The organism is Rubrivivax rivuli, assembly GCF_004016505.1.
In the GTDB taxonomy this organism is placed as follows: domain Bacteria; phylum Pseudomonadota; class Gammaproteobacteria; order Burkholderiales; family Burkholderiaceae_C; genus Rubrivivax; species Rubrivivax rivuli.
Map to the genome: position 1 here is coordinate 39,869 of NZ_SACR01000008.1, position 19,494 is coordinate 59,362.

The 19,494-nt window shown below is 67.1% G+C and carries 11 protein-coding genes; 9 read left to right on the forward strand and 2 right to left on the reverse strand.

Annotated elements, in window-relative coordinates; all coding sequences use genetic code 11:
* Positions 1 to 81 precede the first annotated feature (81 nt).
* Entirely contained in the window at positions 82 to 3,531 is a 3,450-nt protein-coding gene (locus EOE66_RS21400; protein ID WP_128230789.1) for a ligand-binding sensor domain-containing diguanylate cyclase, read from the forward strand.
* Here the strand turns inward: EOE66_RS21400 and EOE66_RS21405 are convergent.
* Together EOE66_RS21405 and EOE66_RS21410 are read right to left on the reverse strand one after the other, a co-directional pair.
* Positions 3,528 to 6,932, reverse strand: coding sequence for an error-prone DNA polymerase (locus tag EOE66_RS21405; protein WP_164885212.1), 3,405 nt, complete (start codon positions 6,930 to 6,932; stop codon positions 3,528 to 3,530). The genes EOE66_RS21400 and EOE66_RS21405 overlap by 4 nt on opposite strands.
* On the reverse strand, positions 6,872 to 8,086 hold the full coding sequence (locus tag EOE66_RS21410) for an integron integrase (RefSeq protein WP_128230802.1): 1,215 nt from the start codon (positions 8,084 to 8,086) through the stop codon (positions 6,872 to 6,874). Before EOE66_RS21410 ends, EOE66_RS21405 begins: the two co-directional genes overlap by 61 nt.
* Before the next feature lie 536 nt (positions 8,087 to 8,622).
* Here EOE66_RS21410 and EOE66_RS21415 point away from each other — a divergent pair.
* The 8 genes from EOE66_RS21415 (at position 8,623) to EOE66_RS21450 (ending at position 18,682) form a co-directional block, all read left to right on the forward strand.
* Positions 8,623 to 8,982 (forward strand): hypothetical protein, encoded by a 360-nt coding sequence (locus EOE66_RS21415; protein WP_128230791.1) that lies wholly within the window; start codon positions 8,623 to 8,625, stop codon positions 8,980 to 8,982.
* 1,058 nt (positions 8,983 to 10,040) lie between these two features.
* Positions 10,041 to 10,514, forward strand: coding sequence for a GNAT family N-acetyltransferase (locus EOE66_RS22485; protein ID WP_128230792.1), 474 nt, complete (start codon positions 10,041 to 10,043; stop codon positions 10,512 to 10,514).
* A gap of 143 nt (positions 10,515 to 10,657) precedes the next feature.
* The gene (locus EOE66_RS21425; protein WP_128230793.1) at positions 10,658 to 11,137 is read left to right on the forward strand and encodes a hypothetical protein; all 480 of its coding nucleotides are present in this window, start codon (positions 10,658 to 10,660) and stop codon (positions 11,135 to 11,137) included.
* A 1,049-nt stretch (positions 11,138 to 12,186) separates the two neighbouring features.
* Entirely contained in the window at positions 12,187 to 12,537 is a 351-nt protein-coding gene (locus EOE66_RS21430; RefSeq protein WP_128230794.1) for a DUF2200 domain-containing protein, read from the forward strand.
* Positions 12,538 to 14,678: 2,141 nt separating this feature from the next.
* Entirely contained in the window at positions 14,679 to 15,116 is a 438-nt protein-coding gene (gene yidD, locus EOE66_RS22490; protein ID WP_164885213.1) for a membrane protein insertion efficiency factor YidD, read from the forward strand.
* 1,501 nt (positions 15,117 to 16,617) lie between these two features.
* Positions 16,618 to 17,067 (forward strand): ribosomal protein L7/L12, encoded by a 450-nt coding sequence (locus tag EOE66_RS22315; protein WP_128230795.1) that lies wholly within the window; start codon positions 16,618 to 16,620, stop codon positions 17,065 to 17,067.
* Between the two features lie 237 nt (positions 17,068 to 17,304).
* Positions 17,305 to 17,610, forward strand: a complete 306-nt coding sequence (locus EOE66_RS21445; protein ID WP_205702788.1) for a hypothetical protein — start codon at positions 17,305 to 17,307, stop codon at positions 17,608 to 17,610.
* Between the two features lie 538 nt (positions 17,611 to 18,148).
* The gene (locus tag EOE66_RS21450; protein WP_128230797.1) at positions 18,149 to 18,682 is read left to right on the forward strand and encodes a hypothetical protein; all 534 of its coding nucleotides are present in this window, start codon (positions 18,149 to 18,151) and stop codon (positions 18,680 to 18,682) included.
* Positions 18,683 to 19,494 lie beyond the last annotated feature (812 nt).

Consider the following 19,494-nt stretch of genomic DNA (forward strand, 5'->3'; position numbering starts at 1 on the left):
CACGCATTGTCGCCGCGCACCGGGGCGCGCCAGGGGCGCGGGGTCTCGGGGCCGCGGGCGCTCCGACACAATCTGCCGGTCATGCGCGCCCCGCCTCCCTGCCCCGCCTTCCCGCGCCTGCTGCAGCGCCGCAGCGTGCAGGCGGGCGTCCGCTCGCTGGGGCGTGCGCTGGCCCTGCTGGGCCTGTGGGGCGCGCTGACAGCGCTGGCACAACCCACCGCCGCGGCCCAGGCCCCCCAGGCTGCAGCCCCGGCCGCCCCGCCTTCGGAACGCTGGCAGCCCTGGGCCGCCGACGGCTTCAAGCACCTGGGGCCGGGTGACGGCCTGCCCAACGACGTGAGCATCGCGCTGGCCGAGGACGCGCTGGGCTTCCTCTGGGTCGGCACGATGGGCGGCGTGGCGCGCTGGGACGGCTACCAGTTCACCAGCCACGTCTACCGTCCCGGCAGCCCGGGGCTGCTGCCGGACAACGTCGTGCAGACCCTCTTCCGCGACGCCAGCGGCCGCCTCTGGGCCGGCACCAACGCCGCCGGCCTGGTGGGCTTGCCCGACCCGCGGCTCAGGGCAGCGCAGCCGCTGCGCATCGGTGTCGGACCGCAGGGCCTGGTCCACGGCAGCGTGCGGGCGCTGTCCGATGACGGCCGCGGAGGCCTGTGGGTGGCCACCGACGGCGGGCTGGACCATCTCCACATCGCCAGCGGCCGCGTGCAGCGCGTGCCCATGGGCCCGACAGCGGCCAACGGCCTGCGTGGCGACGGCGCCGTGACGCTGCTGCGCGATCGCCGCAACCGCCTGTGGGTGGGCACGACGCAAGGGCTCTTCGTGCAGGACGGCGACGAGGCCCCCTTCCGCGAGGTGGCACTGCCCGATGCGCTGGCGGCGCCCGGCACCCCGCGCGAACAGACCCAGCCGCCACGGCCCGAGAGCCTGCTGCAGGACAGCGCAGGCCGCCTGTGGGTGGGCACCAACCGGCACGGCGTCTTCGTGATGGAAGCCGACGGCCAGGCCTTCCGGCCCCTGATGGAAACCCAGCGCGACGCCGACGGCCGCGGGCTGGCGACGCGCCGCGTCGTCACGCTGATCGAGGCGCGGCCCGGCGAGATCTGGGCCGGCACGCTGGGCCAGGGCGTGGTGGTCATCCACGCCGACAGCGGCCGCACGCGGCGTCTGGTGCACCGGCCGCTGCTGCCCTCCAGCCTGCCCGACGACCACGTGCGCGCCCTGCTGCGCGACAGTTCAGGGCTGGTGTGGGCGGCCACCTACAGCGGCCTGGGTCGCCTGGACCCGAACAGCGACGCCGTGCTGAACGTGACACCGCGCGTGACGCTGGCCGAACCTCAGGCGGGCCGCGCTGACTACGCCGCGCTGATGGCGCACAGCGACGGCAGCCTCTGGCTGGGCACCTTGTCGCAGGGCGTGGAGGTGGTCGAACCCGACACCGGCCGCATGCGCGTGCTGCGCCCCGACGCACGCCGCCCCGAGGACGCGCTGCCGCTGGACGCCACCGTGAGCCTGGTGGAAGCCGCCGACGGCAGCGTCTACATCGGCAACTACCGCGGCCTGTACCGCGCCCGGCCGCGCGCCGGCCAGGTGCCCGATCTGCAGCGCATCCGCTGGCCGGGCCGCCCGGCCGACGCCGGCATCGGCCCGCTGGTGCGGCAGGGCCAGCGGCTGTGGATAGGCGGGCTCAGCGACGGCCTTTGGGCGATGGACCTGGCCAGCGGCCGTGTGGAACACGTGCTGAAGCAGCCCCAGCAGCAGCTCACCGACCACCGCATCAGCGCACTGGCCGTGGGCCCGAAGGGCGCGTTGTGGATCGGCACGCGCAACGGTCTGAACCGCTACGACCCGGGCACCGGCGAGGTGCAGCGCATCGCGGCCAGCGCGGCCGCTGCCGGTGCCGCCGAGGGCCTGGCTGGCGGCTTCGTGGCCGCCCTGCACACCGACCGCCGCGGCCGGCTCTGGGTGGCCACCTACGGCGCCGGCCTGCACCTGCTGACGGAAGGTGGCGATGGCCAGGCGCCAGCCCGCTTCCGCCGCTGGGGCATGGCCCAGGGCCTGCCCGACGACAACACCAACGCCTTGCTGGAAGACGACGCGGGGCGGCTTTGGGTCAGCACCGACAGCGGCCTGGCGGTGGTCGACCCGGAGACCGGTGCCGTGCGCGCCTTGCGCCGTGCCGAGGGCGTGGCCTACGGCGTTTTCTGGACCAATGCCGCGACGCGCACGGCCGCCGGGGAACTGCTTTTCGGCGCGTCGGGCGGCTTGTCGGTGGTGCGGCCGAACCTGCTGCAGGCCTGGCGGCACCGCCCCGCGGTGGTGGTGAGCGAACTGCGCGTGGACGGCCGGCCTCAGCCCCTGCCGCCCCCCGGCGAGCCGCTGGTGCTGTTGCCGCCCGCACGCAGCCTGGAGGTGGCCTACGCGGCGCTGGATTACTCGGCACCCGAACGCAACCGCTATGCCCACCGCCTGGTGGGCCTGGACAAGGACTGGGTGGAGACCGACGCCCGCCGCCGCCTGGCCAGCTACAGCAACCTGCCCCCGGGCGAGTACCGACTGCAGATGCGCGGCAGCAACCGCGACGGCGTCTTCAGCGAGCAGCCCGCCACGCTGCTGCTGCGCGTGGAACCGGCCTGGCACCAGACCTTGTGGTTCCGGCTGCTGGCGGGGCTGGCATTGCTGGGCCTGGTCTACGGCCTGGTGCATGCGCGCACCCGGCTGCTGCAGACGCGGCGTGTGCAGTTGCAGCACCTGGTGCACGAACGCACGCTGGAACTGCAGGCCCTGTCGCAGGCGCTCAGCGAGAAGAGCAGGGCCTTGGAGGAGAAATCGCGCGTGCTCGAGCGCGCGAGCATCAGCGATCCGCTGACGGGCCTGCACAACCGCCGCTTCCTCACCGAGCACATCGAGGCGGCGCTGGCCGCCAGCCTGCGCCGCGCCCAGACCCATGTGGGCGAGGACCGCACGGCCCCCGACACCGACACGCTGTTCCTCCTGATCGACGTCGACCACTTCAAGGCCGTGAACGATGAACACGGCCACGCGGCCGGCGACGCCGTGCTGGTGCAGCTGGCGCAGCGCCTGCGGGTGGTGATGCGCGAGAGCGACGAGCTCGTGCGCTGGGGCGGCGAGGAGTTCCTGGCGGTGGCGCGCGACACCGACCGCGCCCGCGCCGACGAACTGGCCGAGCGCATCCGCGCCGGCGTGGCGGAGGCGCCCTTCCGCCTGCCCGATGGCCGCGCGCTGCGCCTGAGCGTCTCGATCGGCCACGCCTGCTGGCCCTTCATCGCCGAGCACCCGCAGGCGCTGGACTGGAACGGCGTCGTCAACGTGGCCGACATGGGCCTGCTGGCAGCCAAGCGCCTGGGCCGCAACGCCTGGGTGGGCCTGCAGGCCAGCCCCGACACGCCCCACACCACGCTGGCCGCACTGGTGCGCGCGATGCCGCAGCAGGCCGTGCAGCAGGGCCGGCTGCGGCTGAGCAGCAGCCACGACACCGCCGCCGCCGCCCGTGCGTTGAGCCAGCCCTAGCGGAAGTTGCGGCTGTGCGTGGCCAGGCCTTGCAGCAGCGGGGTGTGGTCGAGCAGGGTCTTGGCCACCAGATGGCGCACCTCGTGCCCGGGCTCGCCCTGGCACTGCCAGATGCCGAAGACGGTAAGCAGGCTGGCCCCCAGCAGGGCGCGGCGCTGCTGCTCGGCCACCTGCGGCCAGACGATGACGTTGAGGCTGCCGGTGTCGTCTTCCAGCGTCACGAAGACGACACCGCGCGCGGTTTCGGGCCGCTGGCGGTGCGTGACGATGCCGCTGGCCCGCGCCAGCCGGCCGTGCGGAAAGTGTTGCAGCACCTCAGCCGGCAGCACCTTGAAAGCCGCCAGCTGCGGCCGCAGCAGCGCCACCGGGTGCTGCGTGAGGCTCAGGCCCAGTCGGCGGTAGTCGCTGAGCACGGTGGTGGCGAGGTCGGGCGCGGCGAGCGTGGCTGCCGCCTCCTGCGTGCGCGTCTCGCGCAGCAGCGGCGTGGCGCGCGTGTCCACGCCGGCCACGGCCCAGGCGGCCTCGAAACGATGGCCGGCCAGGCCCCGCAAGGCATCGGCCTCGGCCAGCAGCGCGAGCTGGTGGGCGTCGAGCTGGGCGCGGCGCGCCAGGTCTTCGGCGCTGGCGAAGGCGCCCTCGCCGCGCGCCGCCACCAGGCGGGCTGCCGCGGCTTCTTCGAACCCGCTGATGCGGTTCAGCCCCAGGCGCACCGGCCGCAGCAGCGGGCCGCCGCCGTGCGCGCCGGGGGCTTCGGGCGAGGGGGCCTCGGGCTCCAGGCCGCTGGCCCAGGCGCTGTGGCGCACGTCCACCGGCAGCACGCGCACGCCGTGCTCGCGCGCGTCGCGCACCAGCTGCGCCGGGGCGTAGAAGCCCATGGGCTGGCTGTTGAGCAAGGCGGCGAGAAAGGCATCGGGGTGGTGGCATTTCAGCCAGGCGCTGGCGTAGACCAGCAGCGCGAAGCTCGCGGCGTGGCTCTCGGGGAAGCCGTACTCGCCGAAGCCCTCGATCTGCTTGAAGATGCGCTCGGCATAGGCCAGCTCGTAGCCCTTCTCGACCATGCGGCCCACCAGCCGTTCATGAAAAGGCCCGAGGCCGCCCTTGCGCTTCCACGCGGCCATGGCGCGGCGCAACTGGTCGGCCTCGCCGGGCGTGAAATCGGCCGCCAGGATGGCCAGCTGCATCACCTGTTCCTGGAAGATGGGCACGCCCAGGGTGCGTTTCAGCGCCTTCTCCACCTCGGCGCTCGGGTAGTCGACCGGCTCTTCGCCGTTGCGCCGCCGCAGGTAGGGGTGGACCATGCCGCCCTGGATGGGCCCGGGCCGCACGATGGCGACCTCGATGACGAGGTCGTAGAACGCCTTGGGGCGCAGCCGCGGCAGCATGGCCATCTGCGCGCGGCTCTCCACCTGGAAGGTGCCCAGGCTGTCGCCGCGGCTGAGCATGTCGTAAGTCGCCTTGTCTTCCTTCGGGATCTCGTGCAGCGCCAGCGGCCGGCCCTGCTTGGCGCCCACGAGATCGAGCGCGCGGCGGATGGCGCTGAGCATGCCCAAGGCGAGGATGTCGACCTTGATCAGGCGCAGTGCATCCAGGTCGTCCTTGTCCCACTGGATGACGCTACGGCCGGGCATGCTGGCGTTCTCCACCGGCACCAGTTCCGACAGCGTGTCGCGCGCGATGACGAAACCGCCCGGGTGCTGCGAGAGGTGGCGCGGAAAACCGATGAGCTGCTGCGTCAGCGCCATCCACAGCCGGCACACGGGCGATTCGGGGTCGAAGCCGTTCTCGCGCAGGCGCTCGGGCGCGATGCCGCGGCCGTCGAACCAGTGCTGGCTTTTCGAGACGGCCTCGATGCGCTCGAGATCGATGCCCAAAGCGCGGCCCACATCGCGCAGCGCGCTGCGCGGGCGGTAGCTGATGATCACGCCCGTCAGCGCGGCGCGCTCGCGGCCGTACTTCTTGTAGATGTACTGGATGACCTCTTCGCGGCGCTGGTGCTCGAAATCGATGTCGATGTCGGGCGGCTCACCGCGTTCGGCGCTGATGAAGCGCTCGAAGAGCAGCATCGTGTGCACCTCGGGGTCGACCGCCGTCACGCCCAGGCAGTAGCAGACGGCCGAGTTCGCGGCGCTGCCGCGCCCCTGGCACAGGATGCCCTGGCCACGCGCCCACTGCACGATGTCGGCCACGGTGAGGAAGTAGGCCTCGTACCGCAGCTGCCCGATGAGCGCGAGCTCGTGCTCGAGCATGCCGCGCACCGCCGGCGGCACGCCGTTCGGATAGCGGCTGGCGGCGCCCTGCTCCGTCAAGGCACGCAACCAGGTGGTGGGCGTGTGCCCGCTGGGCACGATCTCGCGCGGGTATTCGTACTTGAGTTCACCCAAGGAAAACGCACAGCGCCCCGCCAGCGCCAGCGTGTTGTGCAGCCACTCGGCCGGGTACAGGCGCGCCAGGCGCGCGCGCGACCGCAGGTGGGCTTCGGCATTGGCCGCCAGGCCCAGGCCGGCCTGGGCCACGGTGCGGCGCAGCCGCGTGGCCTGCAGCACATCCAGCAGCGGCTTGCGCGAACGCGCGTGCATGCGCACGTCGCCCACCGCCACCACCGGCAGGCCGGTGAGTGAGGCCACGCGCTGCGTGACATCGACGAGCAGCGCGTCGTGCGGCTGCAGCAGCAGCGGTACCGCCAGCGCGGCGCGGTCGCCGAACCAGGTCTTGAGCCACAGGGCCTGGGCGAAGAGAGTCTGGAAAGGGTCGGCCGCTGGTGATGCGCTCTCGGCGGCCGGCTGCGGCAGTGCGCCCGTGACCACCAGCAGCGCCAGGCAGCCGGGCAGCCCGGCCAGCATGGGCGCGGCTGGCGCGCGGCCTTCCAGATCGCCCATCTCGGCGCGGTACTGGCCCTTGGGCGCGCGGCGCCGGCACAGCGTGATCCAGTGTGAGAGGTTGGCGTAACCGCGGCGCGACATCGCCAGCATCACCAGGCGCGGGCCAGCCGGGTGCTCGGGCGGGGAGGCGAGCAACGGGTCGTCGGGATCGCCGTCTTGATCGGTGGAGGTGGCGGTGGCGGGCGCCGCCGTTGAGGTTCGCGTGGGTGTTGGTGTTGGCGTTGGTGTTGGCGGGCGGCCCTGGGGCTGCAGCCGGATGTCGCTGCCGATGATCAGCGGCTGACCCAGGCGCTCGGCCTCCAGGTGGGCGCGCACCGCGCCAGCCAGCGAGCATTCGTCGGTGATCGCCAGTGCCGTGTAGCGCAACGCCTGAGCGCGTGCCACCAGTTCCTCGGGGTGCGAAGCCCCACCGAGGAAGCTGAAGTTGCTGCGACACAGCAGTTCGGCGTAGCCGGGCAGGCTCAAGCCGGCCAGAGGGCTGCGGCGGGGCGTGCGGGGGCTGGGCTCAGGGCTTGAAGACACGGCAGGGCGTAGAAGGGCTCGGGCTCGCGCGCCCGCGGGGGCGCAGGCTGCGGCGATGCCGGCGCGGGGCTGAAAACCGTGGGCGCCAAATGATCCAGCGGGCTGCGCACTGCGCCGCCGCCCAGGCGCAGCACGTGCGTGTAGATCATGGTCGTGCTGACGTCGGCGTGACCCAGCAGTTCCTGCACGGTGCGGATGTCGTAGCCCGCCTGCAGCAGGTGGGTGGCGAAGGAGTGGCGCAGCGTGTGCGGCGAGGCCGGCTTGTCGATGCCGGCCTGATCCAGCGCGCGGCGGAACACGCGCTGGAAGCTCTGGTCGTGCACATGGTGACGGCGCTCGCCGGCGCCGCGGGGGTCTTGCGAAGGCTGCGCGCCCGGGAAGACCCAGAACCAAGACCAAGACAAGCCGGCGCGCGGGTACTTGCGATCCAGCGCGTAGGGCAGTTGCACCGGGGCGGCGCCGGCGGCGCGGTCGGCCTGCCAGAGTGCGCGCACGCGGTCGAGTTGCTCGCGCAGCGGCGCTTCCAGCGCGGCGGGCAGCATCACGAGGCGGTCGTGCGCGCCCTTGCCTTCGCGCACGATGATGGCGCGCTGGCGGAAATCGATGTCCTTCACGCGCAGACGCAGCCCTTCCATCAGGCGCATGCCGGTGCCGTAGAGCAGCCGGCCGAAGAGACCGTGCGCGGCGTAGAAGGCGGGGCCGCCGGAAGGCGCGGCGTGCTGCATCTCGTCAAGCACCGCCAGCACACGCAGCACCTCGTCCTGCGCCAGCACCACGGGCAGACGGCGCTGCTGCTGCGGCCGGCCGATGTCGTCCATCCACGGCACGGGCGTGTTGAGCACCTTCTGGTACAGGAAAAGCAATGCCGAGAGCGCCTGCCGGTGCGTGGAGGGCGAGACGTTGCGCTCGGTGGCGAGCCAGCCGAGGAAAGCCTCGATCTCGGGTTGGGCCAGTTCCAGCGGGTGGCGCATCTCGTGGAAACGCACGAAAGAGCGGACCCAGCGCACGTAGACCTCTTCGGTGCGCAGGCTGTAGTGGCGGTAGCGCACCTGGGCGCGCACGGCGTCGAGCAGGCGGGGGGGTTGCTCGGCTTGGAAGCCGGGGGGCCAGGCCAGGGGAGGCTGCGGCCGTGCGGGCGGCCGCGAAGCCGGCATGGCCGCCGCGGGCGGTGCCGGCTGGAGCGATGCGGTGTGCCTGGCGGGCCCTGGCATCCCGCCGTCGTGGGCCCGGTTGCGGGAAGACTTGGACAGGGGCTGGGGCATGGGCATGGGCATCTCCGTGGCGGTGGCCAAACCAGGCGGGCGCCTGGAACCTTGGCGTGCAGAGGAAAAAAGGGAGCGGTGAAGAGCGGAGGGGGACAGCGGGAGGGGCCGTCTGCGCCGCGAGCCCTGGCCTTCATCGGCAGCAAGCTGTATATTTATACAGCTTTTGTGGGCAGCGGTGGGACTGTGTTGCGCAGTTCCTGGGTTCACGCGCGGTGTGGCGTGCGCTTGGAGCGCTGTACCTCAGGCGCGCGAACTCGGCCACGGCCGGCAGCGCCCCACGGCCACTGCGCCAGTGGGCCTTGGCTTGAGATCTGGGCCTTCGGCGGTGGCCGTTGGGGGTGGTGGTGGGGGTGGGGGTGGCCGCGACATCGCGCGGCGCGCAGCGCACGCCATTGCCGGGCGGCTAGACAGGGAGGAACGAGCGGATGAAACCGGTGCCCGGCACAGAAGCCGCGTCGATGCGCGTGCTCAAGAAATTGCCCGTGACCGCCCGCGGTGCGCTGCGCCTGGCTGCACAGTTCGGCGACGCTTTGGTTTGCGTGCGGCACCGCATTGATGACACTGGCAGCTTTCGCTACACCACGGTGGAATTGCTGATCAGCAAGACGCCGGTTCAAGCGAGACAGGAGCGCCGGGTGTATGTGCGCATAGGCGCCAGAGAATTCGCCTTGCAAGATCTCGCACGCCGCGTGGGCGCAGAGTGGGATGCCCGGCAACGGCTGTGGCTGATGCCCAAAAGGCTGGCGAATCTGCTGAAACTGCAAGCACGCATCGTGGCAAAGTAGATACATGCGTTCAACGCATCCATCTACCTCGGTCCACCGCTGCACACATGTGTATGCCGGTGGGGACTTGGGGGTGGGGTGGAAAACACGTTAGGCCTCACCAGCCCAAATGCAATCACGGCCCCATCTGCGCGCTTCGGCTGCACTTCAGCGCTCGGGCAATCGCCCACGACCTCCACACCAACACACGCACGGCGCTGCGCTTCGCTTCGCCAAGCAAGCTCCAGCAGCTTCTTGCAACAATGCGCCGCACGAAGCAGCGGCCTGGAGGCCGCAATAACCGAACTCCCACGCTCTTCCGCTGTGCCCAGGCGCACGACTTCAAGTCACAGGGCTCGCACGGCGTCAGAGCCTGCGCACCGTACCCGCGCCAAGGGCTCCCTCAAGTCGGCTCGCCACCACCCGTGCAACTCGTGTGAGGCCTAACCCCTCGCTCAGCGCCGACCCGCTACGGCGGGCCAGCTTGCCCGTGCGGCGCCTTGGTTTATGCTGCACCGCACGGGCAAGCCGTCCCACCTCCGCGGTCGGCGTTAGCTCGAACGTTAGGCCGCACACAGCGGGCGTGAGCAGTCGAACCACCTCTGAGTTCCGAGATGCCCGCCGCGTTTAAATCCCGGCATCGGCTTATACGCGCTCCGACCAGCGGTCAACGCACGAAGCTTACGCAAGCCAACGCCACCAAGCGCTCCGCGGCGAGCGCCCAAGAACTCCGCTGTTCATGTCAGCGCTGCGCGGGATTCGCCCTCTTGCTGCCTCGCCCTCGCGTCAGCCAGTTCGTCGTCTCGCCGCCGGGAAGCAAACTGTGCCGCCCACGAAAGGCTTCAGCGGCGGCGAAGAAGGCCTTACACATCGCAGCTACACCGCGCTGAGGGTTCAGCCAAGGTCACGGTTCGCCGCCATCGCAGCGTCCGGCGTGCGGCCTAACCCTTCGCTCAGCCGCGACCCCACACGGCAAGCCGCTTGGGCGTCGTGCCGCCTTGGTCTATGCTGCGCCACGCCGCCCAAGCGCCTTGCCGCGCGGGTCGCGGTTAGCTCAAACGTTAGGCAGCACCAAAGAGATGTCTCCTGCGCTCACCGTTGAACCCCTCGCCAGACATCGCGCGCTTGTTCCGCTTCTGGCCGAGTGGTTCGCCTCAGAGTGGCCGGCGTGGTACGGAAGCGCTGGCCAAGGCAACATTGACCAAGATCTCCGAGCCTTCGCTACCTCAGAAACTACACTTCCGATCGGCTTCGTCGCATTCCTTGCCGGAAAGCCCGTCGGAGCTTGCGCCTTAAAAGCGGAGTCCATTCCGAGCCATGCGCACCTGTCACCCTGGGCCTCAGCCGGATTCGTGGCTCCAAAACTCAGAGGCAAAGGCATCGGCGCTGGTCTGCTCGCTGCAATGCTCACGCATGCACATCGCCTCGGGTATCCGCATGTCTACTGCGGCACCAGCACTGCGGAGTCTTTGTTGCAAAGGTCAGGCTGGCATGCAATCGAGGTAACTCAACATGCCGGTAAGCGTCTCACGGTGTATCGCAGTGCTGCCTAACCCCTCGCTCAGCCCCCGACCCGCTACGGCAGGCGTCGTAAGCCCGGCGCCCGCCGTTCGTAGCATCATCGGTCACCGGGCTTACGCCGCCTGCCTCCGCGGTCGGGGTTAGCTCGAACGTTAGGCCTCGCATGAACCATCACATGACCGCCGCCTTCGCTTCGGTTGGCCGCGCAGTCTGGCTGTGCCAAGTTTTCGAGGCCTCGCTCGCGCCCATCTACGAGTTCTTCAAGATGAACGTACAACCCGGGTACTTTCAGAAAACCGGAGGCTATGTGGCCGGTGGGGCGTACAAGAACCCGCTCAAAAACATCGTGAAAGAACTGTCGGCAAGAGGCAACATCGATCCGACCGTCGAGTCGAGGCTCGAAAAGTACATCGAGGATCGCCACCTACTCGTTCACAGATGGTTCATCCAAAACGGTTGGCCGAAGGATGAATCTGTCGAAGCATGGAAGGCACTTGAAAGTCACGCGACCGCCGTCGGCGACGAGGCTCAAGACCTGATGCACTACTTCACCGGCTACATCGTCAAGCATGCTGAACCAGGCAGAGCGCAGGCGAACCCGGACGAGTACTCCGCAAGAATCTCAAGTCTCTTCCGTGAGCCCCCGCAAGAGTGAGCGGGCCGCAAGCCTACCCCGAGCGAGGCCTAACCCCTCGCTCAGCCCCCGACCCGCTACGGCAGGCGTTGTAAGCCCGGTCCGTGCCAGCGGTAGCATCGTCACGCACCAGGCTTACAACACCTGCCTACGCGGTCGGGGTTAGCTCGAACGTTAGGCCTCACCAGCCCAAATGCAATCACGGCCCCATCTGCGCGCTTCGGCTGCAGTTCAGCGCTCGGGCAATCGCCCACGACCTGCACACCAACACACGCATGACGCTGCGCTTCGCCAAGCAAGCTACAGCGGCTTCTCGCAGCACTGCGGCGCACGAAGCAGCGGCCAGGAGGCCGCAATAACCGAACTCCCACGCTCTTCGGCTGTGCCCAGGCGCACGACTTCAAGTCACAGGGCTCGCACGGCGTCAGAGCCTGCGCACCTTACCCGCGCCAAGGGCTCCCTCAAGTCGGCTCGCCACCGCCCGTGCAACTCGTGTGAGGCCTAACCCCTCGCTCAGCGCCGACCCGCTACGGCGGGCCAGCTTGCCCGTGCGGCGCCTTGGTTTATGCTGCACCGCACGGGCAAGCCGTCCCACCTCCGCGGTCGGCGTTAGCTCGAACGTTAGGCAGCACGAGCAAGGTCGTTGGTTGGCCTCCACCTCGCCCTGCGGCTGTCGCCGCAAAGACACGCGCTCCGGCTGCTCCTCTGCGGCTTCTCCGGCCTGCACCGTGGCACACCTGGGCTCCTCTCCGCTACCCGTCATCGCGGCCCGTCTAAGGCCGGGCCGCTCTGGAAATGCCGCGGCGCTCTTCAACCTCTGGCCCCGGTCCCAGCCGGCGCTAAGGCGCCGGGGAACAGAAGTCACTCGCCCCGAGCCTTTGGCGTCTTCCTCAGCGTGCTGCCTAACCCTTCGCTCAGCCGCGACCCCACACGGCAAGCCACTTGGGCGGCGCGGCGCCTTGGCTTATGCTGCACCGCGCCGCCCAAGCGCCTTGCCGCGCGGGTCGCGGTTAGCTCAAACGTTAGGCCTCGCAACCGAACCCGCACCATCCAGAACGCAGCAAGTTCCCATGGCCGAGCACCGCATCTTCGCCACTCCGTTCGCCGCGGTCTACCCAATGTACGTTCAGAAGGCCGAACGCAAGGGGCGTACGAGGCAAGAAGTCGACGAGATCATCTGCTGGCTTACGGGGTACAACCGAGAGTCTCTCCAGCAGCAGATTGACAACAAAGTCAGCTTCACTGACTTCTTCGCGCAAGCTCCCGCCATGCATCCGAAGACCGACCTGATCACTGGCGTAGTGTGTGGGGTACGTGTGGAGCAGGTGCCGGATCCTTTGATGAAGAAGATTCGCCAGTTGGACAAACTCGTTGATGAGTTGGCCAAGGGAAGGGAGATGGAGAAGATCCTGCGCCAATGAACCAGGAGGTCTTGTCGGCTGCAGCGAGGCCTAACCCCTCGGTAGAGGCGAGGCCCAACGGCAAGGCGCCCTGGCCGCGAGGCGTCCAGGGCTATCATCCGCCTCGCGGCCAGGGCGCCTTGCCGTCGGCCCCGCCTCACCTCGAACGTTAGGCAGCACACTCAAGGGGACCGCCAATGAGGCTTTGCGCAAACGGCTTCCGACCTTCAGACCCAATACCGAGGAAGATTCTCTGACGCGCCTTAGTTCACCGAATGACCACTACTTGGAGATCAGCGTTGAAGGCACTTCTGATTGTGGCCCTGGCTATGTTCCTGACGAGCTGCGAGGCACCGCGGGTTACGCGCGGATATCCGCAGACATCGACACAGCAACCCCAGCGGGTCACGGCCCAGCCCATTCCACCAAAGCCGCCCAGCGCCCCACTCTCTGCTCAAGAGGAAGAGTACCTCGCCAGTATGACGTTCTTTGGGATAACAATGCATGCACCGCTCAAGGTTCCAACATGCCCTTCATCGTTTCAGAACGTGCGAGCATGCTCTCCTAGCGGTCTCTCTTGCTGGACTGAACGGAGAATGGTGGAGGAGTTTGGCCCAGTCTGCTACTTCCAAGATAGACAGCAGATTAGGTACTCCCGCCAGGCCCAGCCGAGTTGGGCGCGCGGACCGATCGATATTGGTCTGGACGCGAAAGGGCGGATTGTGCGGATGGAGTTTCAAGCAACTAACGGAACCGCCGTCCTGGAAGAGCTGTATAAGCGCTTCGGTATGCCAACTGGCACAACAGCACAAACAGAGTCACAACGTGAGATAGTCGGATGCATAAGCCGACCCGGTCAGTTAGATGACTGCGCAGTCGTGCGGCGCGCGAGTGAGACCACATCCTATACACAGGTTTGGCGCCGAAACGGCCTAGAAGTCCGGTTCAATCAAGCCAATAACGTAGTCACGTTTCGCTAGTGCAAACGGACAGCGGCGCCGTGCTGCCTAACCCCTCGCTCAACCCCCCGACCCGCTACGGCAGGCGCAGTAAGCCCGGTCCGCGTCAGCAGTAGCATCATGCGCACCGGGCTTACAGCGCCTGCCTCCGCGGTCGGGGTTAGCTCGAACGTTAGGCGGCACCGAAAGCCAGTTTCCTCAGTTCAACCATCTTCTCAATGCGCTTACGCCTACCGCTTCTGCCTCTTTTCTCTAGCGTCCTCATATTGCAGGGCTGCGCGTATCCGAAAGTGGTCAAGTACTACGACGAAGAGTGCCAAATCATGGCCAAGCGCATGGAACTGGACGTCACCAATGTCCGAGTAGCTCAGTCGTGCGACAACGACTCGTGCCTTCTGAGCCTTGCTACTGGTCTTGCCTTCTCCGCAACAAGCATCGTCATCTCAGGCTCAGTCGTCCAGGTTGGGAACGCGCTTTACTGGAAGGAGCGCAACCGCAAGTGCAAGCGAGGAGAGCCCTACGCACCGGGCGACTCGCCGGCGCCCTCACCTGCAACCAGTTCTGCTGCCTGAGTGAACCGGTCATCACGCGAGGCGAAGAGAGTGCCGCCTAACCCCTCGCTCAGCCCCCGACCCGCTACGGCAGGCGTCGTAAGCCCGGCGCCCGCCGTTCGTAGCATCATCGGTCACCGGGCTTACGCCGCCTGCCTCCGCGGTCGGGGTTAGCTCGAACGTTAGGCCTCACGAGCCCAAATGCCAATACGGCGCCATCCACGCGCTACGGCTGCGCTCTAGCGATAGGGCGGTCGCGCAACGCATCGGCATCGGCGCATGTAAAGCTCTGCGTTCTTCCAAGCAAACCACCTCGGCCCTCCCGCGACTCTGCGGGGCACGAAGCAGCGGCCAGGAGGCCGCAATAACCGAAGTCTCACGCTCTACGGCTGCGTCCAGGTTCACGACTTCAAGTCAAAGGGTTCCCACGGCTTCAACGCCTCCGCACCGTACGCGCGCCACGTGCTCCCTCAAGTCGGCTCGCCACCGCCCGTGTAACTCGTGTGAGGCCTAACCCCTCGCTCAGCGCCGACCCGCTACGGCGGGCCGTCTTGCCCGTGCGGCGCCTTGGTTTATCCTGCACCGCACGGGCAAGCCGTCCCACCTCCGCGGTCGGCGTTAGCTCGAACGTTAGGCCTCACGAATACAACTCTTGACACGCATCGCACTACTCGCCATCCGCCTTTACCAGCGATGGATTTCTCCGACCAAAGGCTTCTCCTGCGCGTACCGTGTTCATACAGGGCGCAGCGGTTGTTCTGAGCTGGGCTACAGAGCTATCCGCAGGTATGGCCTGCTCGGCGGCGCGGATGTCCTCAACGTAAGGCTGGCCCTCTGTTCCGACTGCCACGCCGAACGGAAGGCCATATCGTCCAAGAGGAGAGCGCAGCTTGGCTCATGCGATCCTCCATGCGACATACCCTGCGACGGGAAGGACGCTCGTTGCCTTGATGGGCTCTGCGACTGCCTGGACTGTGTGGACTGCGACTGGAAGAAGAAGACAAACGACCGCCCAACCCGCCAGCAACGTCGAGACCACCGTCAACAAGTCCGCGAGCAGCGAACCCGCGAGAAACAACGTGAGGCCTAACCCCTCGCTCAGCCCCCGACCCGCTACGGCAGCCGTTGTAAGCCCGGTCCGTGCCATTCGTAGCATCATCACGAACCGGGCTTACAACACCTGCCTCCGCGGTCGGGGTTAGCTCGAACGTTAGGCCTCAAAGACAGAACACTCCGCATGCGCAGCCTTGTCCTCCGAGTACTAGCAATCCTCCTCGCCTCGCTCACCGCATTAGCCGGCACGTTGTACGTTGCATTTGCTGTCACTTGGTTGAAAGCACCCGCTCCAAAAGTAGCCCTTGTGACACTGCTCCTTTGTGCTCTTCCAGCGGCGGTGTCATGGGGCCTACTACGCGTAGCCACACGCATGCAAACAAGAGCGCGGGAAAAGACCTGAGTCCCGCTCAAGTACTTCTCCTGATGCAGCCGACTCCCTCAATCAATCGCGCTACCTTCGTCGAGAGCACTGGATCAGAAGGTTCTCCACTTCTGCCGGCATCGGTTCAGGTCTCCTGCAAACAGGACCCGCAGTTTCAGCAGTACCCATTCATCTCGCGCCCGGCTACATTGAGGCCTAACCCCTCGCTCAGCCCCCGACCCGCTACGGCAGGCCACGCCCGCCGCGAAGCGGGCTTGTTTATGCTCCACTCCGCGGCGGGCGCGCCCTGCCTCCGCGGTCGGGGTTAGCTCGAACGTTAGGCAGCACGAGTAAGGTCGTTGGTTCGCCTACACCTCGCCTTGCGGCGGTCGCCGCACAGACACGCGCTCCGGCTGCTTCTTCGCAGGCCTCTTCGGCCTGCACCACCGCCCGCCTGGGCTCCGCGCCGCGGCCCGTCATCGCGGCCTGTCTAAGGCCAGGCCGCTCAGGAACTGCCACGGCGCTCATCAACCTCTGCCCTCTGTCCCAGCCGGCGCTAAGGCGCCGGGGAACAGAGGTCACTCGCCCCTGGCCCTTGGCATCTACCTCAGCGTGCTGCCTAACCCTTCGCTCGGCACCGACCCGCTACGGCAGGCCGCCTTGCCCGCGCGGCGCCTTGGTTTATGCTGCGCCGCACGGGCAAGCCGTCCTGCCTCCGCGGTCGGTGTCAGCTCAAACGTTAGGCAGCACGAGCCAAGCCGTTGGCTTGCCTCCACCTCGCCTTGCGGCGGTCGCCGCAAAGACACGCGCTCCGGCTGCTTCTTCGCGGCCTCTTCGGCCTACACCACCGCGCGCCTGGGCTCCGCGCCACAGCCTGTCATCGCGGCCTGTCTAAGGCCAGGCCGCTCTGGGAAGACCATGGGGCTCATCAACCTCTGGCCCCCGTCCCAGCCGGCGCTAAGGCGCCGGGGAACGGAAGTCACTCGCCCCAAACCGTCGGCTTACACCGCAGCGTGCTGCCTAACCCCTCGCTGAACACCCCGACCCGCTACGGCAGGCCGCCTTGCCCGCGCGGTGCCTGGGTTATCCTGCACCGCACGGGCAAGCCGTCCTGCCGTAGCGGTCGGGGTTAGCTCGAACGTTAGGCCGCAGAACCCACCTCCTCGGTTCTCAAATGTCCACCACTCAGCAGATTCCGCCCGAGGTCCACGCCGCCTGGGATCGTGGCGACAAGATTGACGCCATCCGTGCGCTTCGCGAGGCAACGGGCCTCGGATTAAAGGAGGCCAAGGAAGCCCTGGAGTCTGGCGCCTACTCTGTCCGAGTGCCCGGCATCCCACAACCCTTGGCACCACCCTCAGCAGAAGTGGCGGCCGCGCTGAAGCGCGGTGACAAGATCGACGCCATCAAACTCATGCGGGAGGCCTCCGGCCTCGGCCTGAAGGAAGCCAAAGCTGTTGTGGAGGCACTGGCAGGTGAGGCTGTTGACCCAGCCACATTTCGCAAGACCGGGCTTGCGCCTGGTGAGGTTCCCCGCGGCTCCGTCAACTGGGCGCGCATCATCACGTTCTTCGGGGTCCTCATCGTCGTGGTTCTGGTGGCTTATCGCCTCCTGCGCACATGAAGCTGCGGCCTAACCCCTCGGTCAACCCCCGACCCGCTACGGCAGGCGCTGTAAGCCTGGTCCGCGGCACACGGTGCATCATCGCGCACCAGGCTTACAGCGCCTGCCTCCGCGGTCGGGGTTACCTCGAACGTTAGGCCTCACAGACACGCCTCTCATACACACAGTCTGAGCCCGATGAAACCTACTTTGCAAGCGCTTGTCATTCTCGCGGGCGGCGCTTTAAGCAGTGCAAGCATGTCGGCCACGAACGCGGACCACTGTTCGGGTACAGAGGGCTGGGCCACCTCGATGGCGTTCGTACATCTCAAGAACGCCCAGCAGACGGGCAACGACAAGGTGGACTTCAAGAAGACAAAGACGGTTCGCCTCGCATCCGAGAAGATCGGAAAGGACTTGTTTCGACAGGTCCATCACGTGACCTTCACCGAGATAACCGGACGGAAGATTGAAGTCATCACCGTCAACAGCGCATCAAGCAAAGAGTGTTCGATGTCCGGTGTCCAAGTCTTCGTTGTGTCACAGCAGCTGGGTGAGCGGTGAGGCCTAACCCCTCGCTCAGCCCCCGACCCGCTACAGCACGCCAGCTTGCCCGTGCGGCGCGCTGGCTTATGCTGCACCGCACGGGCAAGCCGTCCTGCCTCCGCGGTCGGGGTTAGCTCGAACGTTAGGCAGCACGAGCCAAGTCGCTGGTTGGCCTCCACCTCGCCTTGCGGCAGTCGCCGCAGAGACACGCGCTCCGGCTGCTTCTTCGCGGCTTCTTCGGCCTGCACTACCTCGCGCCTGGGTTCCGCTCCGCTGCCCGTCATCGCGGCCCGTCTAAGGCCGGGCCGCTCTGGGAATGCCGCGGCGCTCATCAACTTCTGGCCCCTGTCTCAGCCGGCGCTAAGGCGCCGGGGAACGGAGGTCACTCGCCCCAAGCCCTGGGCATTCACCTCAGCGTGCTGCCTAACCCTTCGCTCAGCCGCGACCCCACACGGCAAGCCGCTTGGGCGTCGTGGCGCCTTTGCTTATGCTGCGCCACGCCGCCCAAGCGCCCTGCCGCGCGGGTCGCGGTTAGCTCAAACGTTAGGCGTCAGAAATGAAGACACTCACTCTCGTTGCACTGCTGCTTCACTTCGCACTTGCGAGCGCTTCAGATCTTCCGAATCAACGTCTTTCTCAGCTCGTCGCGGCAGATCAAGAGGTACGTCGCAGCGGTATCACGCCAGAGGGCTGGGCAGCCGCCGCCAAAGCAGACGCTGAGCGTCGCGTTGAGGTACTCGCCATGCTGAAGCAAGGCTCAATTCGAACGTCACTCGACTACGAGAATGCCGCTCTCATCATGCAGCACGGCACTCAGCCGAACGACTACAGACTCGCACACGCCTTGGCAACCGTTGCGGCAACGCTGAAACCGGACAGTCGCTTTGCCCGCTGGCTGCAGACCGCAACGTGGGACCGACTCCTCCACAGCCTCGGAAAGCCACAGTGGTACGGAACACAGAAGCAACGCGACCCGGCCTCGGGCCAGTTCAGAGAGCTTCCGAACGAGCCCGACATCTCAGATGAACATCGCCAGAACCTGAACGAACCTGCCGTTCGCCGAGCGACACGAAGTCCCGTGCCCAAATGACGCTGACGCCTAACCCCTCGCTCAGCCCCCGACCCGCTACGGCAGGCCGTCTTGCCCGCGCGGCGCGCTGGTTTATGCTGCACCACGCGGGCAAGCCGCCCTGCCTCCGCGGTCGGGGTTAGCTCGAACGTTAGGCCGCACACAACACCTTATCAGGTGCTTCGACATGAATACCGAGCAACGCTTTCTCCCAACCTTCTACGATGTGAACTGGCGAGGGCCTATGAGCCTTAAAGAGGCTCAGCAGACTCGACATGATTCATATGTTCTATACATGGTGTGCGGCACACACATGATCTACGGAAAGTCGACTCTTCTTTACATAGGCCAAACCCAGAGGTCTGCGGGAAAACGGATCGCAGAGCATCGTTGGATCGAAGAACTCCCCGATCCCGCTGAGATCTATTTTGGCGCCATCTCCCCACCCATTGAAAAGTGGAGTGATATAAGGCCAGACGAGGATTATCCTGTTCCCCCTCCAGAAACGCTGAATGCAATCGAGTCCCTCCTAATCTATTCACATCAACCAGGATTCAACTCAAGAAGCATTGGGCGGCCACCAAGGACAACAACGGACATTGCGTTGTTCAACACCGGGCGGAGATCCGTCCTACTGCCAGAGATCAGTTCCATGTACTGGGGTAACCGCAGTGCGGCCTAACCCCTCGCTCAGCCCCCGACCCACTACGGCAGGCGTCGTAAGCCCGGCGCCCGCCGTTCGTAGCATCATCGGTCACCGGGCTTACGCCGCCTGCCTCCGCGGTCGGGGTTAGCTCGAACGTTAGGCCCCACAGCCGAAAGTCACGGAACTC

What these genes read in the sequence shown, in the direction of transcription:
- EOE66_RS21400 (WP_128230789.1), top strand. Translation starts at nt 82, where the DNA reads ATGCGCGCCCCGCCTCCCTGCCCCGCCTTCCCGCGCCTGCTGCAGCGC.
- EOE66_RS21410 (WP_128230802.1), bottom strand. Translation starts at nt 8,086, where the DNA reads ATGCCGGCTTCGCGGCCGCCCGCACGGCCGCAGCCTCCCCTGGCCTGG.
- EOE66_RS21415 (WP_128230791.1), top strand. Translation starts at nt 8,623, where the DNA reads ATGAAACCGGTGCCCGGCACAGAAGCCGCGTCGATGCGCGTGCTCAAG.
- EOE66_RS22485 (WP_128230792.1), top strand. Translation starts at nt 10,041, where the DNA reads ATGTCTCCTGCGCTCACCGTTGAACCCCTCGCCAGACATCGCGCGCTT.
- EOE66_RS21425 (WP_128230793.1), top strand. Translation starts at nt 10,658, where the DNA reads ATGACCGCCGCCTTCGCTTCGGTTGGCCGCGCAGTCTGGCTGTGCCAA.
- EOE66_RS21430 (WP_128230794.1), top strand. Translation starts at nt 12,187, where the DNA reads ATGGCCGAGCACCGCATCTTCGCCACTCCGTTCGCCGCGGTCTACCCA.
- EOE66_RS22315 (WP_128230795.1), top strand. Translation starts at nt 16,618, where the DNA reads ATGTCCACCACTCAGCAGATTCCGCCCGAGGTCCACGCCGCCTGGGAT.
- EOE66_RS21445 (WP_205702788.1), top strand. Translation starts at nt 17,305, where the DNA reads ATGTCGGCCACGAACGCGGACCACTGTTCGGGTACAGAGGGCTGGGCC.
- EOE66_RS21450 (WP_128230797.1), top strand. Translation starts at nt 18,149, where the DNA reads ATGAAGACACTCACTCTCGTTGCACTGCTGCTTCACTTCGCACTTGCG.